Annotated in this window: 16 protein-coding genes and 1 pseudogene; 10 read left to right on the top strand and 7 right to left on the bottom strand. The window is 64.1% G+C overall.

Annotated elements, in window-relative coordinates; all coding sequences use genetic code 11:
• The first annotated feature begins 58 nt into the window (after window positions 1-58).
• Complete coding sequence (locus BW992_RS21070; protein WP_076407045.1) at window positions 59-5188, top strand: leucine-rich repeat domain-containing protein; 5130 nt, start codon at window positions 59-61, stop codon at window positions 5186-5188.
• Between the two features lie 76 nt (window positions 5189-5264).
• On the opposite strand, the gene BW992_RS21065 is transcribed toward BW992_RS21070, so the two are convergent.
• Entirely contained in the window at window positions 5265-6203 is a 939-nt protein-coding gene (locus tag BW992_RS21065; protein ID WP_072391542.1) for a class I SAM-dependent methyltransferase, read from the bottom strand.
• Window positions 6204-6287: 84 nt separating this feature from the next.
• Window positions 6288-6968: a murein L,D-transpeptidase catalytic domain family protein gene (locus BW992_RS21060; protein WP_103894508.1), complete on the bottom strand. Its 681-nt coding sequence runs from the start codon at window positions 6966-6968 to the stop codon at window positions 6288-6290.
• A gap of 165 nt (window positions 6969-7133) precedes the next feature.
• Between BW992_RS21060 and BW992_RS21055 the strand changes: the two genes are divergently transcribed.
• The gene (locus BW992_RS21055; protein ID WP_072431014.1) at window positions 7134-8702 is read left to right on the top strand and encodes a L,D-transpeptidase family protein; all 1569 of its coding nucleotides are present in this window, start codon (window positions 7134-7136) and stop codon (window positions 8700-8702) included.
• Between the two features lie 13 nt (window positions 8703-8715).
• Here BW992_RS21055 and BW992_RS21050 read toward each other — a convergent pair.
• Window positions 8716-9293: pseudogene (locus tag BW992_RS21050) on the bottom strand (NAD(P)H-dependent oxidoreductase).
• Here BW992_RS21050 and BW992_RS27270 point away from each other — a divergent pair.
• From BW992_RS27270 to BW992_RS21035, 4 genes are all read left to right on the top strand, one after another.
• Window positions 9174-9425, top strand: a complete 252-nt coding sequence (locus BW992_RS27270; protein WP_231991152.1) for a hypothetical protein — start codon at window positions 9174-9176, stop codon at window positions 9423-9425. The pseudogene BW992_RS21050 and the gene BW992_RS27270 overlap by 120 nt on opposite strands.
• 7 nt (window positions 9426-9432) lie before the next feature.
• Window positions 9433-10059: a TetR/AcrR family transcriptional regulator gene (locus tag BW992_RS21045; RefSeq protein ID WP_076407044.1), complete on the top strand. Its 627-nt coding sequence runs from the start codon at window positions 9433-9435 to the stop codon at window positions 10057-10059.
• Between the two features lie 213 nt (window positions 10060-10272).
• Window positions 10273-11796, top strand: a complete 1524-nt coding sequence (locus BW992_RS21040; protein WP_072431012.1) for an alpha-amylase family glycosyl hydrolase — start codon at window positions 10273-10275, stop codon at window positions 11794-11796.
• Window positions 11797-11806: 10 nt separating this feature from the next.
• Complete coding sequence (locus BW992_RS21035) at window positions 11807-13447, top strand: alpha-amylase family protein (RefSeq protein ID WP_072431011.1); 1641 nt, start codon at window positions 11807-11809, stop codon at window positions 13445-13447.
• On the opposite strand, the gene BW992_RS21030 is transcribed toward BW992_RS21035, so the two are convergent.
• Window positions 13400-14383 carry an SDR family oxidoreductase gene (locus BW992_RS21030; RefSeq protein WP_072391561.1) on the bottom strand — a complete coding sequence of 328 codons (984 nt, stop codon included), beginning with the start codon at window positions 14381-14383 and terminating at the stop codon, window positions 13400-13402. The genes BW992_RS21035 and BW992_RS21030 overlap by 48 nt on opposite strands.
• Window positions 14384-14433: 50 nt before the next feature.
• Window positions 14434-14847 carry a CBS domain-containing protein gene (locus tag BW992_RS21025; RefSeq protein WP_053156782.1) on the bottom strand — a complete coding sequence of 138 codons (414 nt, stop codon included), beginning with the start codon at window positions 14845-14847 and terminating at the stop codon, window positions 14434-14436.
• Window positions 14848-15393: 546 nt separating this feature from the next.
• On the opposite strand from BW992_RS21025, the gene nirB reads away from it, so the two are divergent.
• The 3 genes from nirB (at window position 15394) to BW992_RS21010 (ending at window position 18856) form a co-directional block, all read left to right on the top strand.
• Window positions 15394-17955: a nitrite reductase large subunit NirB gene (gene nirB, locus BW992_RS21020; protein ID WP_072431010.1), complete on the top strand. Its 2562-nt coding sequence runs from the start codon at window positions 15394-15396 to the stop codon at window positions 17953-17955.
• Window positions 17955-18332 carry a nitrite reductase small subunit NirD gene (gene nirD, locus BW992_RS21015; RefSeq protein ID WP_076407043.1) on the top strand — a complete coding sequence of 126 codons (378 nt, stop codon included), beginning with the start codon at window positions 17955-17957 and terminating at the stop codon, window positions 18330-18332. The genes nirB and nirD overlap by 1 nt, the downstream gene beginning before the upstream one ends.
• A gap of 83 nt (window positions 18333-18415) precedes the next feature.
• A complete protein-coding gene (locus BW992_RS21010) occupies window positions 18416-18856 on the top strand; it encodes a CBS domain-containing protein (protein ID WP_072391571.1) in 441 nt (146 codons plus the stop codon).
• 100 nt (window positions 18857-18956) lie between these two features.
• On the opposite strand, the gene BW992_RS21005 is transcribed toward BW992_RS21010, so the two are convergent.
• Window positions 18957-19994, bottom strand: a complete 1038-nt coding sequence (locus BW992_RS21005; protein ID WP_076407042.1) for an AraC family transcriptional regulator — start codon at window positions 19992-19994, stop codon at window positions 18957-18959.
• A gap of 9 nt (window positions 19995-20003) precedes the next feature.
• Window positions 20004-20918, bottom strand: coding sequence for a GGDEF domain-containing protein (locus BW992_RS21000; protein WP_072391576.1), 915 nt, complete (start codon window positions 20916-20918; stop codon window positions 20004-20006).
• A 470-nt stretch (window positions 20919-21388) separates the two neighbouring features.
• Here BW992_RS21000 and BW992_RS20995 point away from each other — a divergent pair, with 470 nt between their 5' ends.
• Window positions 21389-23917: a TonB-dependent receptor gene (locus BW992_RS20995; protein ID WP_072458782.1), complete on the top strand. Its 2529-nt coding sequence runs from the start codon at window positions 21389-21391 to the stop codon at window positions 23915-23917.
• Window positions 23918-24027 lie beyond the last annotated feature (110 nt).

Below are 24027 nucleotides of genomic sequence, written 5' to 3'. Positions count from 1 at the left end.
GGATCCTGGGTTCGTTGCATGTCGATATCCCAATCGCCCCCAAGGATGGAGGTCCACCATGTCTACCCTCGATACTCATGTCGAGTTTATCCAGGCCAGGCTGCCCGCCTGGCTGAAAAACGCTTCGCGGCCCCGGCAGGAACGCTTCAAGGTGCTGGTCCGGCAACTGCAGCGCGACAGCGATGCGCTCAATGCGCTACTGATCGACCTGCCGCCCCCCGAGATTTTCGCGCGCCACTTGCTCCAGGCCCAGCCGGAGGTGCGGGCGTGGCGCCCGGTCAATGGCAGCCGGCATGCTTCGGATGCGGTACGTCGGGCACGGGTCAGGCGCGGCCCCTACGTGACCGATCCGGCGCTGTCGGTGGTCGAGGCAGCCATGCGCAACTATCCGCCGGCGGACGCCCGCCCGGGCAGCGAGTTCGACAAGCACGGCCGTCTGTATATCCAGGGGCGGCGCGGCGAGTTCTCCCGCGACGGCATTGCGTCGGACACCACGGCGTTGCCCATCACGCCGGCCAGCTTCGCGAGCCTGTGCCGACGGGTGGATGTGGGGGGCGCCTACCAGCGCTTGCTGGAACAGTGGCTGCCACGCATCGGCACCGGCATTCCAGCGGTCGCCCAGGCGTACATCGCCTATGCCCGCAGCCTGCTTGCCTACGACGCCTATGAGGCGAAGCTGGATGGTCGCCTCGATGAAACCGGCGAGCGCCTGCTGACCCATGCCGGTGTACGGCTGGAGGACACCGTCGTCGCCCTGGCCTGTGAGGTCAAGGCGTTGGAGGTGCTGTCCGCGCCACTGTTCGGTGCCCGGGTGTATTGGGGCCTGGAAAGGGACGCCAAGGGCAATCGGCCGGTGGTCTTGCACTTGCCCCACGATGAGGTCGCGCCCCTCAAGCAATTTCCCAGCATCCACGCCATGGCCAGAGAACTGACCGAACGGGTCCGCAAGCGCAGCTACCGCCAGGGCCTGATGCGGTACTTCCCGGTGCGGTTGCAGGCCAGTATTGGCGCAACCCTGCATGATCAGGTGGAGTGGGAAATCAAGGACAACCCCAACCTCTTCGAGGAGATCCATGCCCGTATCGTCGGCTGGCGCGACGGCGAGCCTGGGGAGGACCGGGACACGCGTCGCATTCGGGTGCCTGCGCCCCGCGTGGCCTGGAACGTCGGTCATCTGCGAGAAGACCACTGGCATGGCCGTTACCACGAATGGCGGGCCCACACCCTGGGCAACGCTTCGGCCCTGATGGTGCCGACCCGCGACCAGGACTGGCAGGCTTGGATGGCCCGGCTTGAATACTGGGAAAGCCTGGCCGAGCGCTCGCTGATGCTCGCGGCGAGCTTCATCCCGTTCTGTGCCCCGGTGGGGATGGCTGCGGCGGCGGTCGGCGGGGTCCGCCTGATCTATGAGGTATTCGAGGGTATCCAGGCTTTCAACGAAGGGCACGCCCAGGAGGGGATCGAACACATTTTCAATGTGCTGTTCGGAGTCGCCCAGGGCGCTTACCTGGGGTTCGTCGGCGGCGCGGTGGAACCCATGCCGGTGCGTGATGGCAGCACGCGGCTGTGGAATGGCGATGTCACGCCATATCGGGCGCGGCGCTTGCCGCCCGTGGAGGCCGAGCAGGACGCCTGGGGTGTCTGGCGTAACGAAGACGAAGCCTGGGTACAGGTCGACGGCCACTATTACGAAGTGCAGGGCACCGGCGATGCCCTGCACCTGCGTCTGCCTGCCGACCATCGGGGCGTGACGCCACTTCTGGAATGGAGCCGTAGTCGCGGCTGGCAATGGGCGCACCGCAATCCGTTGCAGCGGGGCAATCTCCAATTGCTGCGAAACTTTGCCGAAACCCCGGGTGAACTGGACGACGATACGATCCTGACCGTACAGCGGCAGGCTGGCATCAGCGAGGATCACCTGCGTTATCTGCAAATGGGTGGGCAGCCGATGCCGGCCCTGCTTGCCGAGGCCCTGAACGAGGCCCGAAACTGGCAGTGGGTGCAGCATGCCATCGCACGTTTGCGTCGCGGCGAGGCGCCAGGGAATAACCTGCCTTACCAGATCGTCCACACGCTGGTGGACTTGCCAGGTTGGCCGGGAAAACTGGCGCTGCGCTATCGCGACGGCATGGGCGTTCACATCGCGGGCGAAGCGAGCGCGACGCGTCTACTGGATTTGAACAACCTGGACCTGGAGCAGGACGCCTGGGCCGAGTGCATCCTGGTTGGCCTGAGTGTGGAGGAGCGGGACAGGTTGCTGGGACAAAGCTCCATCGGCCCGCGGCCGGCCGAGCTCAGCGACCTATTGGCTGAACGCTGGGCCGATCATCTGGAGCGCCATGCCGGGCGGATAAGTACGGCCATGGTCCCGACCCCTGAGCTTGATCCATTGGCAGCCCCGGTGGGGCGGGCCTTTGCAAGACTTTCGCGCGCCATGGCCAACGAACTTGCGCGTCAATCCCATGGCCAGGAGCGGATGCGACTGCGGGAGGGGCGGGTGACGGGAAGCCTTGGCAAGCAGTGTGCGCAGGCCCAGAGCGAACTGCGCCTGACCCAGGCCCTGCGCGACCTGGAGCGCGGTGAAAGCGGTGCTGACCGGGACCGGATCGTCATGGGGCTGCTGGGCGACATGCCTGAGTTGCAGGGCAAGCTTCACCTGAGCCTGGCGTCCGGGGAACTGGCACAGCCGCTTGTGATGGGCAGCGATGGGCCTCTGAAAGTGATCCGTCAGGAAAACGGACAATACTGGCCTTTCGATGAGGAGGGGGCCGAGCTGGCCGGAGCCTCGAGCCTGGAGCAAGCATTGCTCAGGGCAATGCCGGACGGGGCTCGAACGGCGCTGGGCTTGAATATCTGGGAGGCGGCACGGCTTCGCAGGAAACTGCTGGACCTTGCCCTTGAAGATCGCCAGGGCCTGCGCCCCTATCTGGCGCTCAAGCACCTCGACAGCGGCGCCTATCGGCCGCAATGGATGAACGGGGGGCTGGGATATCCCCTCAGCGGCCGTGGGCGTTTGCCATTGCTGCGCTGGCGCGCCAGCCTGGCGGCGCGTCTGGAGCAACTGTTTCCCTTTTACGCAGGCGAGGCCCTCGAAAGACTCCAGTGGAGCCTGACCGAACAGGCCGAACGCGAAGGCATCAGCCTGGACGACCTGGTCATCCGGCTAGGCACCGAGTGGGTCACGCTGGACACGGGATTGCAGCAATGGGAGGGCTTCGAGGGCATCCATCATCCTGCCGAAAGCCAGTACCAGCGGGCAGACGTGCTCTTTTCGCGCCGCGGCGTGGCGAATGAAATCCGGCGGGCGTGGCGGCGTGAGCCCGAGCCGGGCAGGGAAGACAGCGAGCTGATATTGCGCCTGTCCGGGTGGGACATCGGCCGGCTTCCTCCCATCAGCGTCCGTTTCGAACATATCGAGGAACTGACCCTGGCCCATATGAACCTGAATGAGGACCCTTCGGATTTCCTGCGGTTGTTCCCCAATCTCGATACCTTGCGCCTGCACGGCAATCAACTCACCGCGGTCCCCGTGGCCGTGGGCGAGTTCTCGTCCTTGATGGAGCTTTCGTTAGGGGCCAATCCCCTGGTCATGGACGCCAATGTCTTTGCCCCGCTTTTGGGCGAAGGGCGTGCAGTCAGCCTGCGGGAGCTGCACCTGTCGCAGATAGGCAGCGCAGGAGATGCCATGGCCAGCGCCAACCTGGTCGCAGCCATCGGCCGCCTGGCCGAGTTGCCCGCGCTGCGTGAGCTGGTATGGTCGGACAACCTGAGCTTCACCCTCGAAGAACTGCGGGCCATCACCGCGTTACCCGGTTTGCGAGGGCTGGACCTGGTGCGTTGTGGCCTGCGCCTGGATGAAGAGGGCAGCGCGTTCCTGCGTACCGCCAACGGCCTGCAAGACCTGCGCTTGAGTGGCAACAACTGCCGCGAACTGCCAGACCTGCCGGAACTCGCGTCCCTGACCGAGCTGGAACTGTCCAATGCCGGGCTCGATCGGGTGCCACCCCTGGCGCTCGCCGTACTCTCGAGGCCCTCGGCCGACCCGATTTTCGTCGACTTGAAAGGCAACCGTATCACCAACATCCAGGATGACCTGATCCCGACCCTTGCGAACATGCCGAGGGAAAACACCCTCGGTCTGTGGCTGGAAGACAATCCATTGCCCAGCGCGCAGATCCAGGCCCTGCGTGCCTTGGACGCCGAAGCTTTCCGTTATACCGCCGATGACTGGCTGAATATCTTTCCCGACCTTCAGCGCTCATTGGAAGCCGCCCGGGACGATGCTGGAGGGCGCCGGTTCATCGATTGGTTCTCCGGAGCCATCCGCGATGCCGATGCCGATGCGCCCGATGGGCTGTCGCTGGGCGATCGCCAGCGGGCGGCGGCCATCCTGCAGTTCTATATCGGCTCACCAGCGCTCTATGCCGATCTGGCCGCCCGGCTGCCGGACTTCGATCTGCAACTGGGGCAGTTGCGTACCCGCCTGCAAGCGCGGATTCTGGACAGGCAACAACCGGATGTCGCCGAACTGGAGCTGCACTTCCTGTCGTTCGAATCGATCCAGCGGGCTCGCCTCGAACACCAGGGCGTGCCTTTCGCCAGGTTCGTGAGTGATCACTACAGCTATTGGAACCAGGTATTGAGGGGCCGTTATCCGGACGATGCCCAGCGTTACGCAGCCATCACCCGGGAAGGGTTCATCGATTGGCTCAGCGACGCCCAGGACACCTTCAACAGCAACGACCAGGCACCTCGGGTAGGAGAGATGACCTGGCGTCCCTACCTGGGGTTGATGTCTCACGAATGGTCAGAAGGGTTGGCCATATGGGACCGGGTGGAGGAGGACCTGGTGGATGCTTTCAGCGAGCCGGTGGACCCGTCCCATTGGCCTCGGGTACTGCTGGATAATCTAGCCCGGCCGGAAGCTGGCCTGCCCAGCGCTCTCGAAGAGATGCCCCAAGCCAACGGCACGGTCTGGCGACGCGTCGCGCTCGAAGGCGTCGCGGATGTGAACTGGGCGGCTGGCGAGCCGGTGATGCTCACCGAGGACCAGTTGCGCAGGACCATGGCGATCTATCGTTCGGTCAAGAGCCGGGAGATCGAAGTATTGGCACGCCGCCTGACCACTGATCTGGTCGATCCCTGGTGGCCATTGCGACCGCCATCGCCGCCCACGGCGAGCGTCTGATCGATCCTGTGGCGAAAGGGGGGCGAGCCCCTTCGCCGCAACGGCTTTGCGGGGCGGCGCCAGTGGGCAATTGTCCTCAGGGGGCCTGGAACACCAGGGCCTTGAGGCCGCAGGCCATATCGGCGTCGGGAAACTCCGGTGGGTTGTCCAGGCGCTGCACGAACGCCAGGCCTGGCGCTTCCCGGGTGACCCCTTCGATGAGGAAGTCCGGGCCGGTGGCCGGATCGTTGCTGCACGCCAGCACCGTGCCGTGGGGTGCCAGCAGCTCCGGCAGCCGCCGCAGGACGCGCTGGTAGTCCTTGGTCAACAGGAAGCTGCCTTTCTGGAAGGTCGGTGGGTCGATGATGACCAGGTCATAGGGGCCGCTGTTGATGACCTTGCCCCAGGATTTGAACAGGTCGTGGCCCAGGAAACTGACCTGGCCCAGGTCATGGCCGTTCAGGCGATGATTGTCGCGTCCGCGACTCAGTGCCGCCCGCGACATATCCAGGTTCACCACCTGCCGGGCACCGCCGGCGATGGCCGCCACCGAGAAACCACAGGTGTAGGCGAACAGGTTCAGCACGCGTTTGCCGCTGGCATGGGCGCGAACCCAGTCGCGACCATAGCGCATGTCCAGGAACAAGCCGTTGTTCTGCTTCTTGCCCAGGTCGATGCGGTAGCGCAGGCCACCTTCGGTCAGCGTCCACTCATCCACCGGTTCCCCCACCAGCCATTGGGTCAGGCTCTGGGGCAGATAGCGGTGCTGGACCGCCAGGGTATGGGCGGTGCTGTGCTGCCAGGTGGACGAGGCAGCGAGGGCGAGCAACATGGACATCAGATCGTCCAGTTGCGTCGGCTCGGGCTCCTTGAACAACGAAACCAGCACCACCCCTTGCAGCCAGTCGACCGTGACCTGTTCCAGCCCCGGCCAGCAGCGTCCGCGGCCATGGAACAGGCGCCGGGTTTCGTCGGGCAGGGAGGCCAGGGCCGTCAGCAAATGCGTTTGAAGGGTGTGAAGGGCTTCAGGGTTCATCGGACAACGCCAGGGATTCGAAAGGCCGGCATTTTAACCACCGGCCGTTCGACTGCAACCCTGGCCCGAGCAAGCCTGTGCGGGTCAGCCGCCACTGCTGGCCAGGATGCTGGCAACCTGTTGCGGCTGGCAGTTCAGATACGCCGAACGCTTCAGCCAGCCCGGATCCGGATACCAGGAAAACATGAACTGCCCACCCTTGAGTCGATCGATCACCTGCCGCGCCACCTGGGGACGTACGGCGGGACAGCCCTGGCTGCGCCCGATACGGCCCTGGCGCGCGCTCCACAGCGGGTTCACGTAGTCGGCGGCATGGATCACGATGGCACGGTCCCGGGCCAGGTCGTTGAAGCCAGGTTCCAGGCCGTCCATGCGCAACGAATAGCCGTGGGCGCCCTGGTAGCTTTCCTGGGTACGAAACAGTCCGAGGCTGGACTGGTAGCTGCCCAGGCGATTGGAAAACTGAGTGGCGAAGTTTTCCCCGGATTTCTGCCCGTGGGCCACCAGGTCGCGCAACACCAGCTTCTTCTGACGCAGGTCGAAGATCCACAGCCGCCGGGCCGTGGAGGGTTGGGAATAATCGATCACAGCCAGGTGGCGGGCCTGGCGCGCACCATTGGCGACCGCGCATTGCATGGCGCTCAAGGCACTTTTGAGCGCCTGGGGATTGAGTTCCGGCGCTGCGTGGGCGAGGCTGTTGTAAAGGGTTTGAGCCTTTGCCTTCTCCGCCAGCGCCGGGCTGCACAGGACGCCCAGGCCGGTCACGAGCAGACAGAATCGACGAGTGAAGGTCAGCGCCGACGAAAAATGTCCACGCAGGTATTTATTCGCGGCATCCCGTCCGTATTTGTTGGTTTGTATCATGATGGCGGGTCTTACCTGTCGCAAAAGTCACCGTCATCGAGACGGCCATGGATTGGAGTTAAGCAGTTGTTCAAAAAGTCCGCATGTTACTTGAGCTTCCTATGCCTCGCTTCGCCATTGGTCGCGACGGCCGGTGATGTTTCGTTCGGCGATCCGGCCCCTGTACACACCACGCTGGCGCAATTATCGGTCACTTGCCCGGCTCTGGCGGCGGCTGTCGACTTTCCGACGATCATGAACCTGCAGGCGTTCTATGAGCAAAACGCAGGCCAGGCAGTCTGGTCGAGCGACGAACGACGCGCGGCGCTGGGAACGCAGCTTCAGCAACTGGCCGACGACGGCCTGGACCCGTCTCGTTACAGCCTGCCTGCCGAAGCCTCCTCGAACGATGCCTGCGCTGACATCGCCATCAGCCAGCGCTACCTGCAAGCGCTGCGGGATCTGCGTTTCGGTTATCTGCCCCAGGACCGCCTGGAGCCGGTATGGAAAGCCGACCCGCAGCCTCTGGACCGTCAGGCGGTCCTGCTGAACATTGCCGTGGTCGGCCTGCACGACCTGGCCGGCGCGTTCGAACAAGCCCGGCCGAGCCTGGCGCTGTATCGCAACTTGCGTCAGGCCTACGCCTTGCAACGGCAGCAACCCCTGGCCGACTGGCAACCGGTGCCCGGCGGCGCTCTGTTGCAGCCGGACAAACGCGACGCCCGCGTCCCGGCGCTGGCCCAGCGGCTGTTCAACGAAGGTTACCTGAGCGCGTTGCCGCCGGATGTCGACGAGCATTACAGCCCCGAGCTGGTGGCGGCGATGAAAAGTTTCCAGCTGCAGCATTCGCTACAGGCCGACGGCGTGGTCGGACCGTGGACCGTCACCGAGTTGAATATCAGCCCGGCCATGCGCCGCGAACAGTTGCGCATCAATCTGGAGCGCATGCGCTGGATGGCCCAGGACCTGGAGCCGGACAGCGTGCTGGTCAACGTGGCCGCAGCCCAGTTGACGGTTTACCAGGGCGGCGTGCCGGTATGGCAGACCCGGACCCAGGTCGGTCGCGCGGGGCGGGAAACGCCGTTGCTCAAATCCCGGGTCACGCGCCTGACGCTCAACCCCACCTGGACCATTCCCCCGACGATACTGCGGGAAGACAAACTGCCCGAGATCCGTCGCGATCCGGAATTCCTGGGGCGGCAGAACCTGAGGGTGATCGACCGGGACGGCCTGCCATTGGCGGCGGCCGATATCGACTGGGACCATCCTGGCGATCTGATGCTGCGCCAGGACCCCGGGCCGAGGAACCCGTTGGGCAAGATGGCGATCCGTTTTCCCAATCCGTTTTCCGTCTACCTGCATGACACCCCCAGCCAGGCGCTGTTCAGCAAAGGCCCGCGGGCGTTCAGTTCGGGCTGCGTGCGCATCGAACAGGTGATGCGCCTGCGCGACTGGTTGCTCAGCCCCCCCGAACGCGCCCGCACCGAGACGCTGCTGGCCAGCGAACAGACCCATGAGTTCAGGCTGGCCAAGCCCGTGCCGATCCTGATGGGTTACTGGACCGTGCAGGCGGACAGCCAGGGGCAGCCGGTGTACATTCCGGATATCTACAAGCGCGATGCCGCCCTGTCCGCCGCCGGCAGTCGCACGCTCTGATCCCGGCCCGTGATCAGGCACATTCGGCGTCGGCCTGTTCCCGTGCGGTTTCCCCTGACCGGGCGAACAGGCGCTGGCCGAGGGCCTGGGCAGCCTCCAGGTGCGCCGCCGGATCCAGGGTTTCCGATTCGAGCAAGCGCTGGGAACTGATCACCCGCGCACCGCAGTAGTCGAAGATGCCGTGGTCGATCTGGACGGTCATGGCCTCGTCATAGCCGTGACGCCGGAACGAGTCGGCATCGGCACCACCGACCGCCACCAGATGCACCTTCAGGCGCTGCAGTTTCTTGACAAAGGGTTTGTCGAGGCTGAAGTCGAACGCCCAGCCATTGGAGAATACCCGGTCTATCCAGCCCTTGAGCAATGCCGGCATCGACCACCAGTAGATGGGGTACACCAATACCAGCGCATCGGCCCGGTCGATCCTGGCCTGTTCGGCCAGCACGTCCGCGGGGGCAAGGCTTCGCGATGATGGACCGCATGGTCGGCGAAACCGAAGCGTGGATCGAAGCCTTCGGCGGCCAGGTCGGCGATCTCGAACGTATCGGTGTCATGGGCGAGGGTGATGCCTTCGGCGATCTTCGCCGCCAGGCCATGGGTCAGGGAGTGGGGATCATGGTGGGCAACGACAATGAGTGCATGCATGGTCAATCTCCTGCTGCGGTAAGGACGGGAACGCGTTATGCTTCGGTTAAGTTACCTTTGGTAAGTTACGGTTGGTAAAGTAAGCATGTCAAGCCTTGAACAACCCTCATCTTCCGTTCCTCCCCGTCGCCGTCTTTCCCGGGAGGACCGGCAACGGCAGTTATTGGATGTCGCCTGGCGGCTCGTGCGCGAGGAGGGCAGCGAAGCGCTGACCCTGGCGCGACTCGCGGAACAGGCCGGCGTGACCAAGCCCATCGTGTACGACCACTTCGTCACCCGGCCAGGGCTCCTGGCCGCGCTTTACCAGGATTACGACGCGCGCCAGAGCGCCCTCATGGAGACGGCCCTGGAGGCGAGCGAACCCACCCTGCAGGGCCGGGCGGCGGTGATCGCTTCTGCCTATGTCGACTGCGTACAGCAACAGGGTCGGGAGACTCCCGGGGTGGTGGCGGCGTTGGAAAGTTCGCCTGAGCTGGAGCGCATCAAGCGCGAGTACGAGGCGGTTTTCCTGGAGAAATGCCGTGATGTCCTGGCGCCGTACGCCGGCCCCCGGGGCATCGGCCAGGCGGCCCTGCGGGCCATGCTCGGGGCCGCGGAGGCGTTGTCCAACGCGGCGGCCGGCGGTGAGCTCAGCGCGGCGCAGGCCAAGGAGGAGCTTTTCGTGAACATCGTCGCGATGGTCACGCGGACCCTTGACGCGCCCGCAAGCTGACCCGCCGCTCAGCGGATCACCATCCGGAGCCGCCGCGTTCCACGGGGATTGTCCGGATGGCTTGCCCCGTCGCAACCCGGCCTGCCCATCAAAAAATGAACCCTCGGTTCGTTTCCCGGTTCTTAACCAAGGCCTGCAATACAGTCTGTGACACGGGGGACGCCAGGCGGGCTGCGGTCTTGCGCTCCCGACATCGCGATAAAAGGAGGCGACATGCCCAACTCCTTCCATTCGCCCTGGTGGAAGAGCGCTGTGGTCTATCAGGTCTATCCTCGCTCGTTTGCCGATGCCAACGGCGATGGCGTAGGGGACCTTGCCGGACTGATAACGCGCCTGGATCACTTGCAACGCCTCGGGGTCGACGCCCTGTGGTTGTCGCCGATCTATCCTTCACCCATGTGCGATGCCGGCTACGATATATGCGACTACACCGATGTCGATCCGTTGTTCGGCAGCCTGGCCGACCTGGACGAGTTGATCGCCCAGGCCCATGAGCGCGGCCTGAAAGTGCTCCTGGATTTCGTGCCCAATCACACCTCCGACCAGCATCCGTGGTTCATCGAGTCCCGGGCCAGTCGTGATAATCCCAGGCGCGACTGGTATATCTGGCGCGACCAGCCCAACAACTGGCGCGCCTCCATAGAGGGTGGCAGCGCCTGGACCTGGGATGAAACCAGTCAGCAGTACTACCTGCACTTCTTCCTGCCCCAGCAGCCCGATCTCAATTGGCACCACCCCCAAGTGGTGGCGGCCATGCACCAGGTGCTGCATTTCTGGCTGGCGCGCGGGGTGGACGGCTTTCGCGTCGACGTCGTGCATTGCGTGGGCAAGGACCAGAGTTTCGCCGACGACCCGCGCTGCCTGGCCGGCGAACCCATGGTCAAGATCAACGACCAGCCATACAGCCATGAGGTGCTGCGCGGCCTGCGCCGGCTGGTGGACAGCTACCCCGGAGACCGCGTCCTGATCGGTGAGGTGAACATTCGCTCCACCGCCCGGGTGGCTGCCTATTACGGCGCCAGCGACGAATTGCACATGTCCTTCAATTTTCCGCCTTTGGACGCCCCCTGGGATCCGGTGGTGTTGCGCATGTGCATACGCGAGGTGGAAGCCGACCTCGGACCGTTGCAGGCTTGGCCGACCTGGGTGCTGTCCAATCACGACAACAGCCGTCATCGCAGCCGCTATGGTGGCTCCCTGCGCCGTGCCCGTGCGGCCGCCGTGATGTTGTTGACCTTGCGCGGCACGCCCTTCATCTACCAGGGCGAGGAACTGGGCCTGGAGGATACCGTCGTTACCGCCCGGACGCGCGTCGACCCTGGCGGGAGGGACGGCAGCCGGGCGCCATTGCCATGGACCGTCCAGGCACCCCATGGCTGGGGACCGACGCCTTGGCTGCCCTTTGCCGCGGATGCCGACGTTCTTTCAGTACAGGCCCAGGAGAGCGCCGCCGATTCCACCCTGGCGCTGTACCGACGGCTCCTGGCTTGTCGCAGGCGCAGCACGGCCTTGTGCCTGGGGGACTGGGAAGAGCTGCCGTCGCATCCACAGGTCCTGGCCTACCGGCGCCATCACGAGGCTGACGAAAGGTTGGTGTGCATCAATTTCGCCGACAGTGAACACGCCTTTCCCCTGGCCACCCCCTGGCGAGTGGAAATCGCCAGCGACGGGCAGGGCGAAGGCCAGCCGTTCAGCGGTCGATTGAACCCTGAGCAGGCGCTGATCCTGTGCCGTTGAGGAGTCTGCAATGAAAGCCAATTGGCACCGCAACACCTTGATCTACCAGATCGATCCTTCCTTGTTCTACGACAGCAACGGTGATGGCCGGGGCGACCTCAAGGGCATCATCCGCCAGCTCGATTATCTGCAGGCACTGGGGGTAGGCGCGCTCTGGCTGATGCCGCTGTACCGCTCGCCATTCAAGGATGCAGGCTACGATGTCAGCGACTTCCTGGCGCTGGACCCTCGTTTCGGCAGCGAAGAGGACTTGCGCCAGTTGATTGTCAAGGCCGGGGAGCGCGGCATACGGGTGATCCTCGAGTTGGTGGTGCAGCACACTTGCGACCAGCATCCCTGGTTCCAGCGGGCGCGGCGCGATAGAAACAGTGTCTATCGCGATTATTACCTGTGGTCCGATACCCCCGTGGACGATGGCAACCAGCCGATCTTTCCCTCGGTGGAGGACAGCATCTGGCAGTGGGACGAAGAGGCCGGACAGTATTATCGCCACCTGTTCTATCGGCATGAGCCGGACCTCAACCTTGCCAACCCGCGAGTTGTCGAGGACATCGAACGGATCATGGTCCACTGGCTGGAGCTGGGGATCGCCGGTTTTCGCCTGGATGCCGCTTCGCACCTGGTGGAACAGGCCGGCGGCGGTGACGAGGAGCAGGGGGTCTGGCTGCTCGAAAGGCTTTACAGATGCATGATCCGTATCAACCCCGAAGGGATCTTGATGGGGGAGGTGGATGTCGAGCCAGAACGTTACAGCCACTACTTCGGAGCGGGGGATCGTCTGGGGCTGGTGCTGGATTTCTGGGTCAACAACCATATTTTCCTGGCGCTGGCCCGGGGCGAGGCGCAACCGTTGCAACGCGCCATTGCCCGCCGCCCCGCCCCGCCGGACGGCGCCCATTATGCGGTGTGGTTGCGCAATCACGACGAGCTGGACCTGGAGCGTCTGAGCGAAGAGGAACGTGAGGAAGTGATGCAGGCCTTCGCGCCGGAGCCGGACATGCGCCTGTATGGGCGCGGGATTCGCCGGCGCCTGGCCCCCATGCTCGAAGGTGACGTGCGCCGCCAGGCACTGGCCCAGTCGCTATTGTTGTCGCTTCCCGGTACGCCAATCGTGCGCTATGGCGAGGAGATCGGCATGGGCGATGACTTGTCGCGCCCCGAGCGGCTTTCGGTGCGCACTCCCATGCAATGGAACGCCGAAGCCAACGCGGGATTTTCCTCGGCCCATCATTTGGCTGCTCCTTTGATCGAACACGGGCCGTTCGCCTATACGCACCTGAACGTCGCACGGCAGCAGGACGACCCCGAGTCGCTGCTGGCTCGCACACGTCGCCTGCTATGGGCTCGCTCAGGGCTGTCGGAAGTGGGGAACGGCGAGGCGCAGTTGTTGACGGCAGACCATCGCGCCGTGTTCGCCATTGCCCATGTCGGCCAGGCCACTTCGGTGATGCTGGCCAATCTCGGCCCAGAGACTGTCGAGGTACGTTTGCAGACGGACCTGGAGGGCTTCGAGGAAATCGTTTCAGACAGCCCATATCCCGCGCCCGAGGGTGCCAGCATGAGTCTTTGTGGCTATGGTTATCGCTGGTTTCGCTACGCAGGCTCAGAACAGCAGCAGGGTGACCGCCAGGAGACCGCAGACCACCAGTAGCAATGCGGACACTTGGGTGGAGCTCAAGGCCAGTGCGTCTGCCCGTGATTGCCCGCTGAACCGGCCCTGGATCCGGTGCAGCGATTGCTGCGACTCGAACAGATTGTCCGGCCGTTGCCCGTCGTCGTCTTCCCGGGTCATCTGGCCGGTGCAGGCCCTGCGGGCAAGCAGGCGGTCGAGCAGGCCGGGCATCAGGCAAGTACCGACAATGGCCTTCACCGACGCCGCGCCCAACCACAGTTCCCTGGGCGTGCGTCGTACCACGCTGAGGATCGCCCGGGCGGCGACGTCCGGATCGTGGATGGGCGGAACCGGTTGCGGGCGCTTGTCGAGTTTATTGCGTGCCCAATCGAACTGTGGGGTATTGATGGCGGGCAGCTGGACCATGCAGACGCGGATACCGCTGCGGGCATGAAGCAGTTCGCAGCGCAGTGAGTCGGTAAACCCGCGGACGGCGAACTTGGCCCCGCAATACGCCGCCTGCAACGGAATGGCGCGGTAGGCCAGTGCCGAGCCGACCTGGATGATCACCCCGCGATCACGCGGCTCCATGAGCGCCAGTGCCGCCATCGTGCCGTGGACGGTGCCCAGGTAGGTCACCGACGTCACCCGCTGGATTTCCTCGGCGCTGAGTTGGCGGACAGGGGAAAACACCGTGGTCATGGCGCAGTTGATCCAGACCTGCACCGGGCCCAGCTCGTGCTCGATGCGTCGCGCCGCTTCGAGCACGGCCGCGGCGTCGGCCACGTCGACGCCGATGCCCAGGGTCCGCGTGCCGCGCTGCTGCAGTTCATCTTCGGTGTCGGCCAGGGCTTGGGCGCCCCGGGCCAGCAGGCCGACCCGATAACCGGCGGCGGCGAACCGGTGGGCCGTCGCGCGACCGACACCGGCGCTGCCGCCGCAGATCACCACCACCGGCGGGTTTGGCTCATCCATTGCGTTTCTTCCAATTCAATGATCTCTGCCCGATGGCCGGTGCGGTAGCATCAGTGAGGCCGCGCCACGCCCCGCAGCAGGTTGGCACTGAGCTTGTCGGCGTTGCAGCTGGCGACGTTGGCCAGCGACACCATGCCCACCAGCCGCTTGTCGCGGTTTACCACCGGCAGGCGACGTTTTTCCAGCTGGGCCATGTTCTTGGCGACATGGTCGACTTCTTCGTCTTCGAAGCAGTAGCGCACCTCGTCGCTCATGATCCGGCTGACCGGGGTGTTCAGGTCCATGCCGTCGGCCATGGCGCGAATCACCAGGTCGCGGTCGGTGATCATCCCGGCCATGCGGTCGTCCTGGTTGATGATCAGCGCGCCGATGTCGGCCTGGCGCATGATCAGTGCGATCTCGCGCAGCGGCGTATCGGGTGAAACCGTGCGAATTTCCCGACTCATGATTTCATTGACTTTCATCGTTGATCTCCTCTTTCGGGTTGGACAGTAACCTGGCCTGGCGGCTGCGCTGGGTCTGGGCAGTGCCGTGGCCGGCTCCTGTCTATTGTGAAAATCCGAGTTGGCGATGGTTCAGCATTTTTTGCCCAGGCAGGGATAGCTGCACTTTTATGAAGCCGCAGGTGAGGATTCGCACCATGGGAAGGCAGGCGTCGGCGGTGGCGGCGCAGGTCCTGGCCATGGCTCACCAAGGCGACAGGTTCGCTGCAGGACCCGATTCCACAAGGGGCGGCTGGGCACTCTGGGCATGACCGAGGCGTTGCACGCAAGGTTTGGCACGCTCGCTGCAAGAGGGTGACCAGGCCCACCGCGAATGCAATCGAGTGGGCAGCCCCGTCGGTCAACGAAGATCGAACGCCAGCAGGTCGGGGAAATAACGGTAGGTCGAGGCGCAGTCGCCGGGCCGATACCGCACAGAACAGGCAAAGACGCCTGGAACCGCAAGGTTTCAGGCGTCTTTTTTTTTTGCTTTCAAAAACCGTGATGGGCTTTTGTCGGGTGCTTTATATGAATTCCAACGTCGCTTCCCTGAACAAGCTGCAAACGCTGATCGTGATCGGCAATGGCATGGTCGGCCATCACTGCGTCGAGCAACTGATCGAGCGCGGTGCCCTCAACCATTACCGCGTGCACGTGTTCAGCGAAGAGCCGATGCGTGCCTATGACCGTGTGCACCTGTCCGAGTATTTTTCAGGTCGTGATGCCGAGTCCCTGGCCCTCGGCGAAGCGTCGCTGTACCAGACGCCAGGCGTCACCCTGCACCTGGGCGTACCTGTCCAGGAGATCGATCGCCAGGCGCGCCAGGTGGTGATTGCCGGGGATCGCATCAGCTACGACAAGTTGGTACTCGCCACCGGGTCCTACCCGTTCGTGCCACCGATCCAGGGTGCCCAAGGCGATGCCTGCCTGGTCTATCGCACCCTCGAGGACCTCGATGCCATTCGCGCCGCTGCCGGCAATGCCCGTCGCGGCGTGGTGGTCGGTGGCGGCCTGTTGGGCCTGGAAGCGGCCAATGCCCTCAAGACCCTCGGCCTGGAAGCCCATGTGGTGGAGTTCGCGCCACGGTTGATGCCGGTGCAACTGGACGAGCGGGGCGGCCTGGCGCTCAAGGCCCGTATCGAGATGCTGGGTGTCGGTGTGCACCTGTCCAAGGGAACCCAGTCCATTACCGCCGGTGAGCAGTATCGCTACCGGATGAATTTCGGTGACGATGATTTCCTGGAAACCGATTTCATCGTGTTCTCCGCCGGTATCCGTGCCCAGGACGCCCTGGCGCGCCAGAGCGGATTGCCCATCGGCCCACGCGGTGGCGTGGTCATCGATGACCAGTGCATGACCTGCGATCCGGACATCTACGCCATCGGCGAATGCGCCGCCTGGAACGGCAGCATCTTCGGCCTGGTCGCTCCGGGTTACCAGATGGCCCGCAGTGTCGCGGCACGACTGTGCGGTGAAAATGCCGAGCCGTTCACCGGTGCCGACATGTCCACCAAGCTGAAACTGCTTGGCGTGGACGTCGGTTCCATCGGTGATGCCCATGGCAACACCCCAGGCTCGCGCAGCTTCCAGTTCATCGACGAAACCAGCGCCAGCTATCGGCGACTGGTGGTGGACGCCGCCGGCAAGCGAGTGATCGGCGCGGTGCTGGTGGGTGACAACAGTTACTACGACACGCTGTTGCAATACATGCAGAACGGCATCGCGCTGCCCAAGGATGCCGCCAGCCTGATCCTGCCGTCGTCTGCCGGCGCTCCGACACTGGGCCCGGCGGCGTTGCCCGAAACCGCCACGATCTGCTCGTGCCACAACGTCACCAAGGGGTCGATCTGCTCGGCCATCGACAGCGGTTGCACCGATCTCGGACAACTGAAGTGCGACACCAAGGCCGGCACCGGTTGCGGCGGCTGTGCCGCGTTGGTCAAGCAGGTGTTCGAACACGAGCTGGTCGCCCGTGGCGTCAGCGTCGACAAGAGCCTGTGCGAACATTTCGCCTACACCCGGCAGGAGCTGTACGCGCTGGTGCGGGTGGAAGGCATCATCAGTTTCGAGGAGCTGCTGGCCAAGCACGGTCGCGGGCACACCGGCTGCGACCTCTGCAAGCCGGCGGTTGGCTCGATCCTGGCCTCCTGCTGGAACCAGCCGATCATGGACCCGTCACTGGTGCCGTTGCAGGACACCAACGACACCTTCATGGCGAACATGCAGAAGAACGGTACCTATTCGGTGGTGCCCCGGATCGCCGGTGGCGAGATCACCGCTGACAAGCTGATCGCCATCGGCGTGGTCGCCAAGAAATATGACCTTTACACCAAGATCACCGGTGGCCAGCGCATCGACCTGTTCGGCGCCCAGTTGCACCAGCTGCCGGACATCTGGGCCGAGCTGATCGAGGCCGGCTTCGAAACCGGGCATGCCTACGGCAAATCCACCCGTACGGTGAAATCCTGCGTCGGCAGCACCTGGTGCCGCTACGGTGTGCAGGACAGCGTGCAGATGGCCCTGACTATCGAAGATCGCTACAAGGGCCTGCGTTCGCCTCACAAGCTCAAGTTCGCCGTATCCGGTTGCACCCGCGAGTGCGCCGAGGCCCAGAGCAAGGACGTCGGCGTGATCGCCACCGAGAAGGGCTGGAACCTCTACGTGGCCGGTAATGGGGGTATGCGTCCACGGCATGCGGAGCTGTTCGCCACCGACCTGGACGACGAAGCCCTGATCCGCTACATCGACCGCTTCCTGATGTTCTACATCCGCACCGCCGACAAGCTGCAGCGCACATCGGTCTGGCGCGAAAGCCTGGAGGGCGGCCTGGACTACCTCAAGGACGTGATCATCCATGACAGCCTGGGCCTGGGCACCGAGCTCGAAGCCCAGATGCAACTGGTGGTCGACCGCTACGAATGCGAGTGGGCCAATGCCCTGAAAGACCCGGAAAAGCTCAAGCGTTTCCGTACCTTCGTCAACGATGGCCGCGGCGACCCGGATGTCCATTTCGTCAGGGAACGCGGCCAGCGCCGGCCGGTTCATGCCGGCGAACTTCACCTGATTCCCGTCACCGAGGAGGTGCTCTGATGAGCCAGTCAAATGTCGTCCGTATTCCCGTCGCCCAGACCCCGGTGCAGTGGCGGCCCCTGTGCAGTCGCCAGGACCTGGTGCCCAATTCCGGCGTGGTCGCCTGGCACGACGGCAGCCAGGTGGCGCTGCTGTACTTGCCGGAGCAGGTGGACCGGCCGCTCTACGCCATCGACAACCGCGACCCCAAGTCCGGCGCGAACGTCATCGGTCGCGGCTTGCTGGGCAGTATCAAGGGTGAACTGGTGATCGCATCGCCCATGTACAAGCAGCATTTCCGTCTGGAGGACGGCCATTGCCTGGAGTACCCGGAACAACGCCTGCGGGTATGGCCGGTGCGACTCAACGGCGACGTGGTGGAGATTGGCGAGCACTGATCCGCTCTTGTGGCGAGGGCGCCTGCTCCCTCGCCACAAGGGCCCTTAAGCGAACGTACCAAGCCGCAGGTCGGGGGGAAGCAATGAAAACCGCAGCTCAACTGGTAAGACTCAAGAGCGTGCAGAACCAGCAGGTCCATAGCATCGCGCCGGAGCAGACGGTGCTTGAGGCGCTGCGGATCATGGCCGAGAAAAATGTCGGTGCGCTGCCGGTGATCGAAGACGGCCAGGTGGTGGGCGTGTTCAGCGAACGGGACTATGCACGCAAGATGGTGCTGCAGGGACGCTCCTCGGTAGGCACGCCGGTGCGCACGATCATGAGTGCGCCGGTGATCACCGCCGATAGCCAGCAAAGCATCGATCGCTGCATGGAGGTCATGACCGACAGCCATCTGCGGCACCTGCCGGTGCTGGACAATGGGCAGTTGATCGGGCTGTTGTCCATCGGCGACCTGGTGAAAGAGGCCATCGTCGAACAGGCCGATCTGATCCGGCAGTTGGAACACTACATCCGCGGGCACTGAGGCTCGCACAATCATTGCCGGCACCGTCCGGCATCACCTCTGTGGCAAGGGGATGAAGCTCCTTGCCACAGGTCGCTCCGACCTTGGCAACCAATAGGTGTCAGCCCAGCATCAGCAGTTGGCGAATCAGGTTGGGCGTGCTGCCGGTCCAGCGCTTGAACGAGCGCCGGAAGTTCGCGGTGTCATTGAAGCTCAGGTACTGCGCCACCTCTTCATTGCTGAAGCCCTTGACCTGATACAGGTACAAGGCCACATGGGTATGCACCCGGTCCACCTGTTGCTGAAACCCGGTGTGGTGCTTGTGCAACTTGCGCTTGAGGGTGGCCGGGCTCATGGCAAACGCTTGGGCGGTCTGCTCCAGGCTCGGGGTCTGGCGCACATGGGCACGCAGGTACTCGTAGACGCAGTCGAGGAAACTGGCGGTGAAGCCCAGGTGATCGAGCTGTTCCCGGGCTTCGATCCGTGCCACCTGGCCGGCGGTGGCCGAAGCGTCGGGCCAGGGCTGGGCCAGGCAGTGGCGGGGCAGGCGCATCAGGTCCAGGGGCCGGTCGAACTGTGTCTGTTCCCCCAGATGTACCCAGTATTGCTCCACATAACGCGGCTCGCTGTGGCGAAAGCTGCATTGCCACGGCAGGCGTTCGCCGCTCAGCCAGGTGCTCATCGCGATCATCGAGGTCATGCTCGCTTCCAGCACGAAGCGCCACTGGTCATGGGCGCCGCAGCTGTCCAGCCAGTGGACGTAGGCGTAATGCTCATCCAGCAGCAGGCGTGGTGCGGCCAGCGGACTGAGCAGCGCCTGTTGCTCGATCAGGGTCTGCAGGGCCTGGTGCAGGTTCGGCGCATGGCGCAAGGCATGGCTGGCCGGCCCATAGTGCCCAGGTAACAGCCGCTGGCCTAAGAGGAAACTGCTGTCGCTGGCATCCAGCAGGCGCCGACTGTTCTCGATCAGGCCAAGAAACTGCTGCGGGCTGATGCGGCTGCGGCCGGCCAGGATATCGTCATGGAACAACCCGGTGCCGCGCAGCAGGCGATGGCTGTCGATGTCCCGCGACAGCGCCAGGTCGATCAGCGCGGCAGGCTGATAGTGCCCCGGAATGAAGCGGCAGTCGGTCTCGTACCAGCAGGTCTTGATGGTCATGGCGCAGCCTCAGGCGCTTTTCGCCAGGCTGGGCCGGGATTGGGCCAGCGCCAGGTTGAGACGTTTGAGCAGGGCCTCGGGGGATTCGTCGAACGCCATCACCACCGCCGCACTGGCCAGCAGTTGCAGGCGTTCGCCGTGTTGCCGGGTCTTGTGAGCCAGGCTGCGCACCGCGTCCTGCAACTCTGCGGCCAGGCGCCGGGCCTGGCTTTCGCCGGTGTCGGGCAACAGCACCACGAAACGATCGCCAGCCAGCCGGCACAGCAGGTCCTGGCGGCGCAGGTTCAGCACCACCAACTGGCTGACGGCCTGGAGCACTGCATCGCCCTCGCCGTGGCCGAAACGCTGGTTGATGGCGGTGAAGTTGTCCAGGTCCAGGGCCAGCAGCGACAGCGGTTGCTGGCGGCGCCGGCTGTCTTCCAGGCAGGCGGACAATTCGTGCTTGAGGAAGTCCGCGCCGCCCAGGGGCGTGAGCTTGTCGAACAAGCGGTGCTCGCGGAACAGTCGTTCGCGCTTTTCCATCTGGCCATTGATTGCCAGTTGCTCGCGGTGCCAGTGGTAGATGCCGAGGGTCAGCAGGATCATGCCCACCGGCATCGGGCCGGATTCCAGCCAATGATCCCAGGTGATGCTGTCGGGCAGATGGATGAACTCGTCGAGGCTGTCGATCCACCAGGAAAAGAAGATGCAGCCCAGGCCCAGGATCAGGTAGTTGGTCACTCGTCCGGCCGGCCGGCTCTTGAGCACCAGGCCCAGCCAGACCAGTGCCAGCAGCGCCGAGCCGCCTTCGCCCAGGATGTCCAGCCAGACCCATTGTGCGACGGGTTTGAGCTCGCCACAGGCCAGGTGCAGGATCAACCCGAGGTTGGCGGCCAAGAGCAGCAGGGCGAGTTTGAAACGATGCGGGCCGAGCACGCAGAACATGGCCGGAATCCTTTGCCAGAAGTGGAATGCGGCCCAGCACAGCAGATGAATGTGACAGTGCGGTGACGACGGGCGAATGCCTGGGGGAGGTCGAATCAGCTCATCGGTTGTCCGGTTTTTTTTGCTGCAGGGAGGCCGCATCTCTCCCATTGTGGCGCGGGGATTGATCCCCGTTGGGAGGCGATGCGCTCCCGGCCGGCATACCTGTCGCACCATGCAATCAGCGCTACAGGGCTGCTGTGCAGCCCAACGGGGATCGATCCCCTCGCCACGAGGTCAGCGTCTTCAGCTTCATCGGGCCGCAGGGAAGAGGTCATTTCAGCTCACTTCGGCCGACCAACCCGTCTGAATCGCCGATATCGTCCTCTGGCTCGGCCCCGCTGTCACAGAACCGTCATTGCCCGGCCCTAGCGTGCCCTCCCAGTTGCCGGGCCATTGCCTGGCGGATTCGGATTCCGGGGAGGACCATCATGCATCACCGCACAAGCACTGCCGGGCTCGTGGGCTTCACGTTCACCGCGTTGGCGATGGCCATCGCCAGTGAACGACTGAACGCCGCAGAGCAGTCCGCCGGCGCCACGGAACACGTTGAAGTGGTGGGGCAGGCGGCCAGTATCGATCAGGCCCTCAAGGAACAGCGCAGCGCCGACAGCATCAAGAGCGTGGTGCATGCCGACGGCGTGGCGCAGTTGCCGGACGAGAACGTCGCCGAGGCGGTGCAGCGCCTGCCCGGTGTCGCCGTGGAGCGCGACCAGGGCGAGGGACGGTTTGTCAGCGTGCGGGGCCTGGGGCCGGACCTCAACAGTGTGACCATCAACGGCACGCTGGTGCCGGCCCCGGAAAGCGAACGACGGGCCGTGGCGCTGGACGTATTGCCATCGGAGCTGGTGCAGTCGCTGTCGGTGATCAAGACCCTGACGCCAGACATGGACGCCAACTCCCTCGGCGGCACGGTGGATGTGAAAAGCCTCTCGGCCTTCGACCACAAGGGCCTGTTCTACACCGGGAGCAGCGAAGCCAGCTACGACAAGAACACCGGCCAGACCAGCCCGAAATTCTCTGGTGCCGCCAGCGACCGCTTCAGCCTGGGCGATGGCATCGACAACTTCGGTGTGGCCGCCGCGCTGAGCTGGCAGAAGCGCGACTTCGGTTCGGACAACGTCGAAACCGGGGGCGCCTGGGATTTCGAGCAAGGCTCGCGGCTCGAAGAGTTCGAACAGCGCGACTACGACATCCGCCGTGAACGGGCCGGGGGCGGTTTGAACTTCGACTACAAGCCCGACGACTTCAGCAGCTATTACCTGCGCACCCTGTACAGCCGCTACAAGGACAGCGAAGTGCGCAATGCCGCCAGCATTGCCTTCGACGACCCGCAAGCGCCGGGCGAGGTGGGGGCTGCCGAAGGCGAGCGCAAACTCAAGCAGCGGGAGGAAACCCAGGAAATCCAGTCCTACGTGCTGGGTGGCGAGCGCATGTTCGGCCTCTGGACCCTCAGCGGCCAGGGCGGCTACAGCCGCTCCAGCGAGGACAGCCCGGGCCATATCGCCGGCGCCACCTTCAAGGGTATCGACGGTTTCGACGGTGGTTTCTACGACAGTGACAAGCCGCGACCGATCATCGGCCCGGGGTTCTACGACCCGACCAACTTCAGCCTCGACAAGGTGGACTGGGAGGAACAGAAAACCACCGACACCGAGAAAAACCTGCGCCTGGACCTGGCCCGGGACTATGACTTGAGCGGCTATGCCTCCCAGGTCAAGTTCGGCGGCAAGGTGAGCCGGCGCGACAAGGACAACGACCTGGACGCCTGGGTCTATGAAGACTTCGATGACCTGGGCTTCACCGACGAACAGCTCAACCTCGGGCAATTCCAGAAAGGCAATGTGGACTACCGCCTCGGGCATTACGGACCGGGCATCAGCCCCGGTGCCATCAAGCAATTGCTGGGCGGCCTGGATCGCGATGCGTTTTTCGACGAGCAGGAGTCCCGGGTCAACGACTTCAAGATGAGCGAAGACATCAATGCCGCGTACCTGATGAACACCGTCGACATCGACGACTGGCGCTTCATCGCCGGCATGCGCTACGAAGGCACCGAATTCGAAGCCAAGGGCACCGGCGCCACCGACGGCGTATTCACCGACACCCAGACCCGTCGCAAGTACCACCACTGGCTGCCAGGACTGCACGCGCGCTACCAGCTGGACAAGAACACCCAGGTCCGTGCGGCCTGGACCAAATCCGTGGTGCGTCCGACCTTTGGGCAACTGGCGCCGGGCTTCGTCATCGACGATGACGAGGCAACCTTCGGCAACCCGGACCTCAAGCCGCTGGAGTCGAGCAACCTGGACCTGGGCATCGAGCATTTCATGGGCCATGCCGGCACCGTCTCGGCCTTCGTGTTCTACAAGGACATCAAGCACTTCGTCTACAACACCGACCTGGCCGGCACCGGCGCCTGGACGGATTTTGCCGAAGCCCACAGCTATGCCAACGGCGACAGCGCCAAGTTGTATGGCCTGGAACTGGCCTACTCACAAAAATTCGACTGGCTGCCGGCGCCCTGGAACGGCCTGCTGCTGGGTGCCAATGCCACCTTCAGTCGTTCGGATGCCGAAATCGAAGGCTTCGACCAGGCCAGCGGTACCCAGCGCAAGCGCAGCATCGATCTGCCGAACCAGTCCGACACGGTTGGCAACCTGATGCTGGGCTGGGAAGACGACAAGCTGAGCCTGCGCCTGTCGGCCAACTACAAGTCGGCGTATCTGTTCGAACTGGCGTCCATCGGCGACCGCGATCACGACCTGCACGTCGATGCCCAGACCTTCGTCGACTTCAGCGCCCGCTATTCGCTGACCAAGAACCTGCAGGTCAGCCTGGAGGCCCAGAACCTCACCGACGAGCCGTATTTCGTCTACACCGGGCATCGCTCCTACAACGGCCAGTACGAGGAGTACGGCCCGACCTACAAGCTGGGGCTGACCTTCACGCATTTCTGAATGACGGGGCTGATCTTTCTGTGGCGAGGGGACTCAGCGAAACCCTCTCGCCACAAGGTAAATAAAAACCACTTTGAGCCCGGCTCGATGACAAGGATTTTGCGTTGGAT

Source organism: Pseudomonas sp. 7SR1, from assembly GCF_900156465.1.
Lineage (GTDB): Bacteria > Pseudomonadota > Gammaproteobacteria > Pseudomonadales > Pseudomonadaceae > Aquipseudomonas.
This window is presented reverse-complemented; position numbering and strand designations above follow the sequence as displayed.

Excerpts from the sequence above, each read along its gene's own strand:
- BW992_RS21070 (WP_076407045.1), top strand. The coding sequence starts at position 59 with ATGTCTACCCTCGATACTCATGTCGAGTTTATCCAGGCCAGGCTGCCC.
- BW992_RS21065 (WP_072391542.1), bottom strand. The coding sequence starts at position 6,203 with ATGAACCCTGAAGCCCTTCACACCCTTCAAACGCATTTGCTGACGGCC.
- BW992_RS27270 (WP_231991152.1), top strand. The coding sequence starts at position 9,174 with ATGGACCGCATGGTCGGCGAAACCGAAGCGTGGATCGAAGCCTTCGGC.
- BW992_RS21045 (WP_076407044.1), top strand. The coding sequence starts at position 9,433 with ATGTCAAGCCTTGAACAACCCTCATCTTCCGTTCCTCCCCGTCGCCGT.
- BW992_RS21040 (WP_072431012.1), top strand. The coding sequence starts at position 10,273 with ATGCCCAACTCCTTCCATTCGCCCTGGTGGAAGAGCGCTGTGGTCTAT.
- BW992_RS21035 (WP_072431011.1), top strand. The coding sequence starts at position 11,807 with ATGAAAGCCAATTGGCACCGCAACACCTTGATCTACCAGATCGATCCT.
- BW992_RS21030 (WP_072391561.1), bottom strand. The coding sequence starts at position 14,383 with ATGGATGAGCCAAACCCGCCGGTGGTGGTGATCTGCGGCGGCAGCGCC.
- BW992_RS21025 (WP_053156782.1), bottom strand. The coding sequence starts at position 14,847 with ATGAAAGTCAATGAAATCATGAGTCGGGAAATTCGCACGGTTTCACCC.
- nirB (WP_072431010.1), top strand. The coding sequence starts at position 15,394 with ATGAATTCCAACGTCGCTTCCCTGAACAAGCTGCAAACGCTGATCGTG.
- nirD (WP_076407043.1), top strand. The coding sequence starts at position 17,955 with ATGAGCCAGTCAAATGTCGTCCGTATTCCCGTCGCCCAGACCCCGGTG.
- BW992_RS21010 (WP_072391571.1), top strand. The coding sequence starts at position 18,416 with ATGAAAACCGCAGCTCAACTGGTAAGACTCAAGAGCGTGCAGAACCAG.
- BW992_RS21005 (WP_076407042.1), bottom strand. The coding sequence starts at position 19,994 with ATGACCATCAAGACCTGCTGGTACGAGACCGACTGCCGCTTCATTCCG.
- BW992_RS21000 (WP_072391576.1), bottom strand. The coding sequence starts at position 20,918 with ATGTTCTGCGTGCTCGGCCCGCATCGTTTCAAACTCGCCCTGCTGCTC.
- BW992_RS20995 (WP_072458782.1), top strand. The coding sequence starts at position 21,389 with ATGCATCACCGCACAAGCACTGCCGGGCTCGTGGGCTTCACGTTCACC.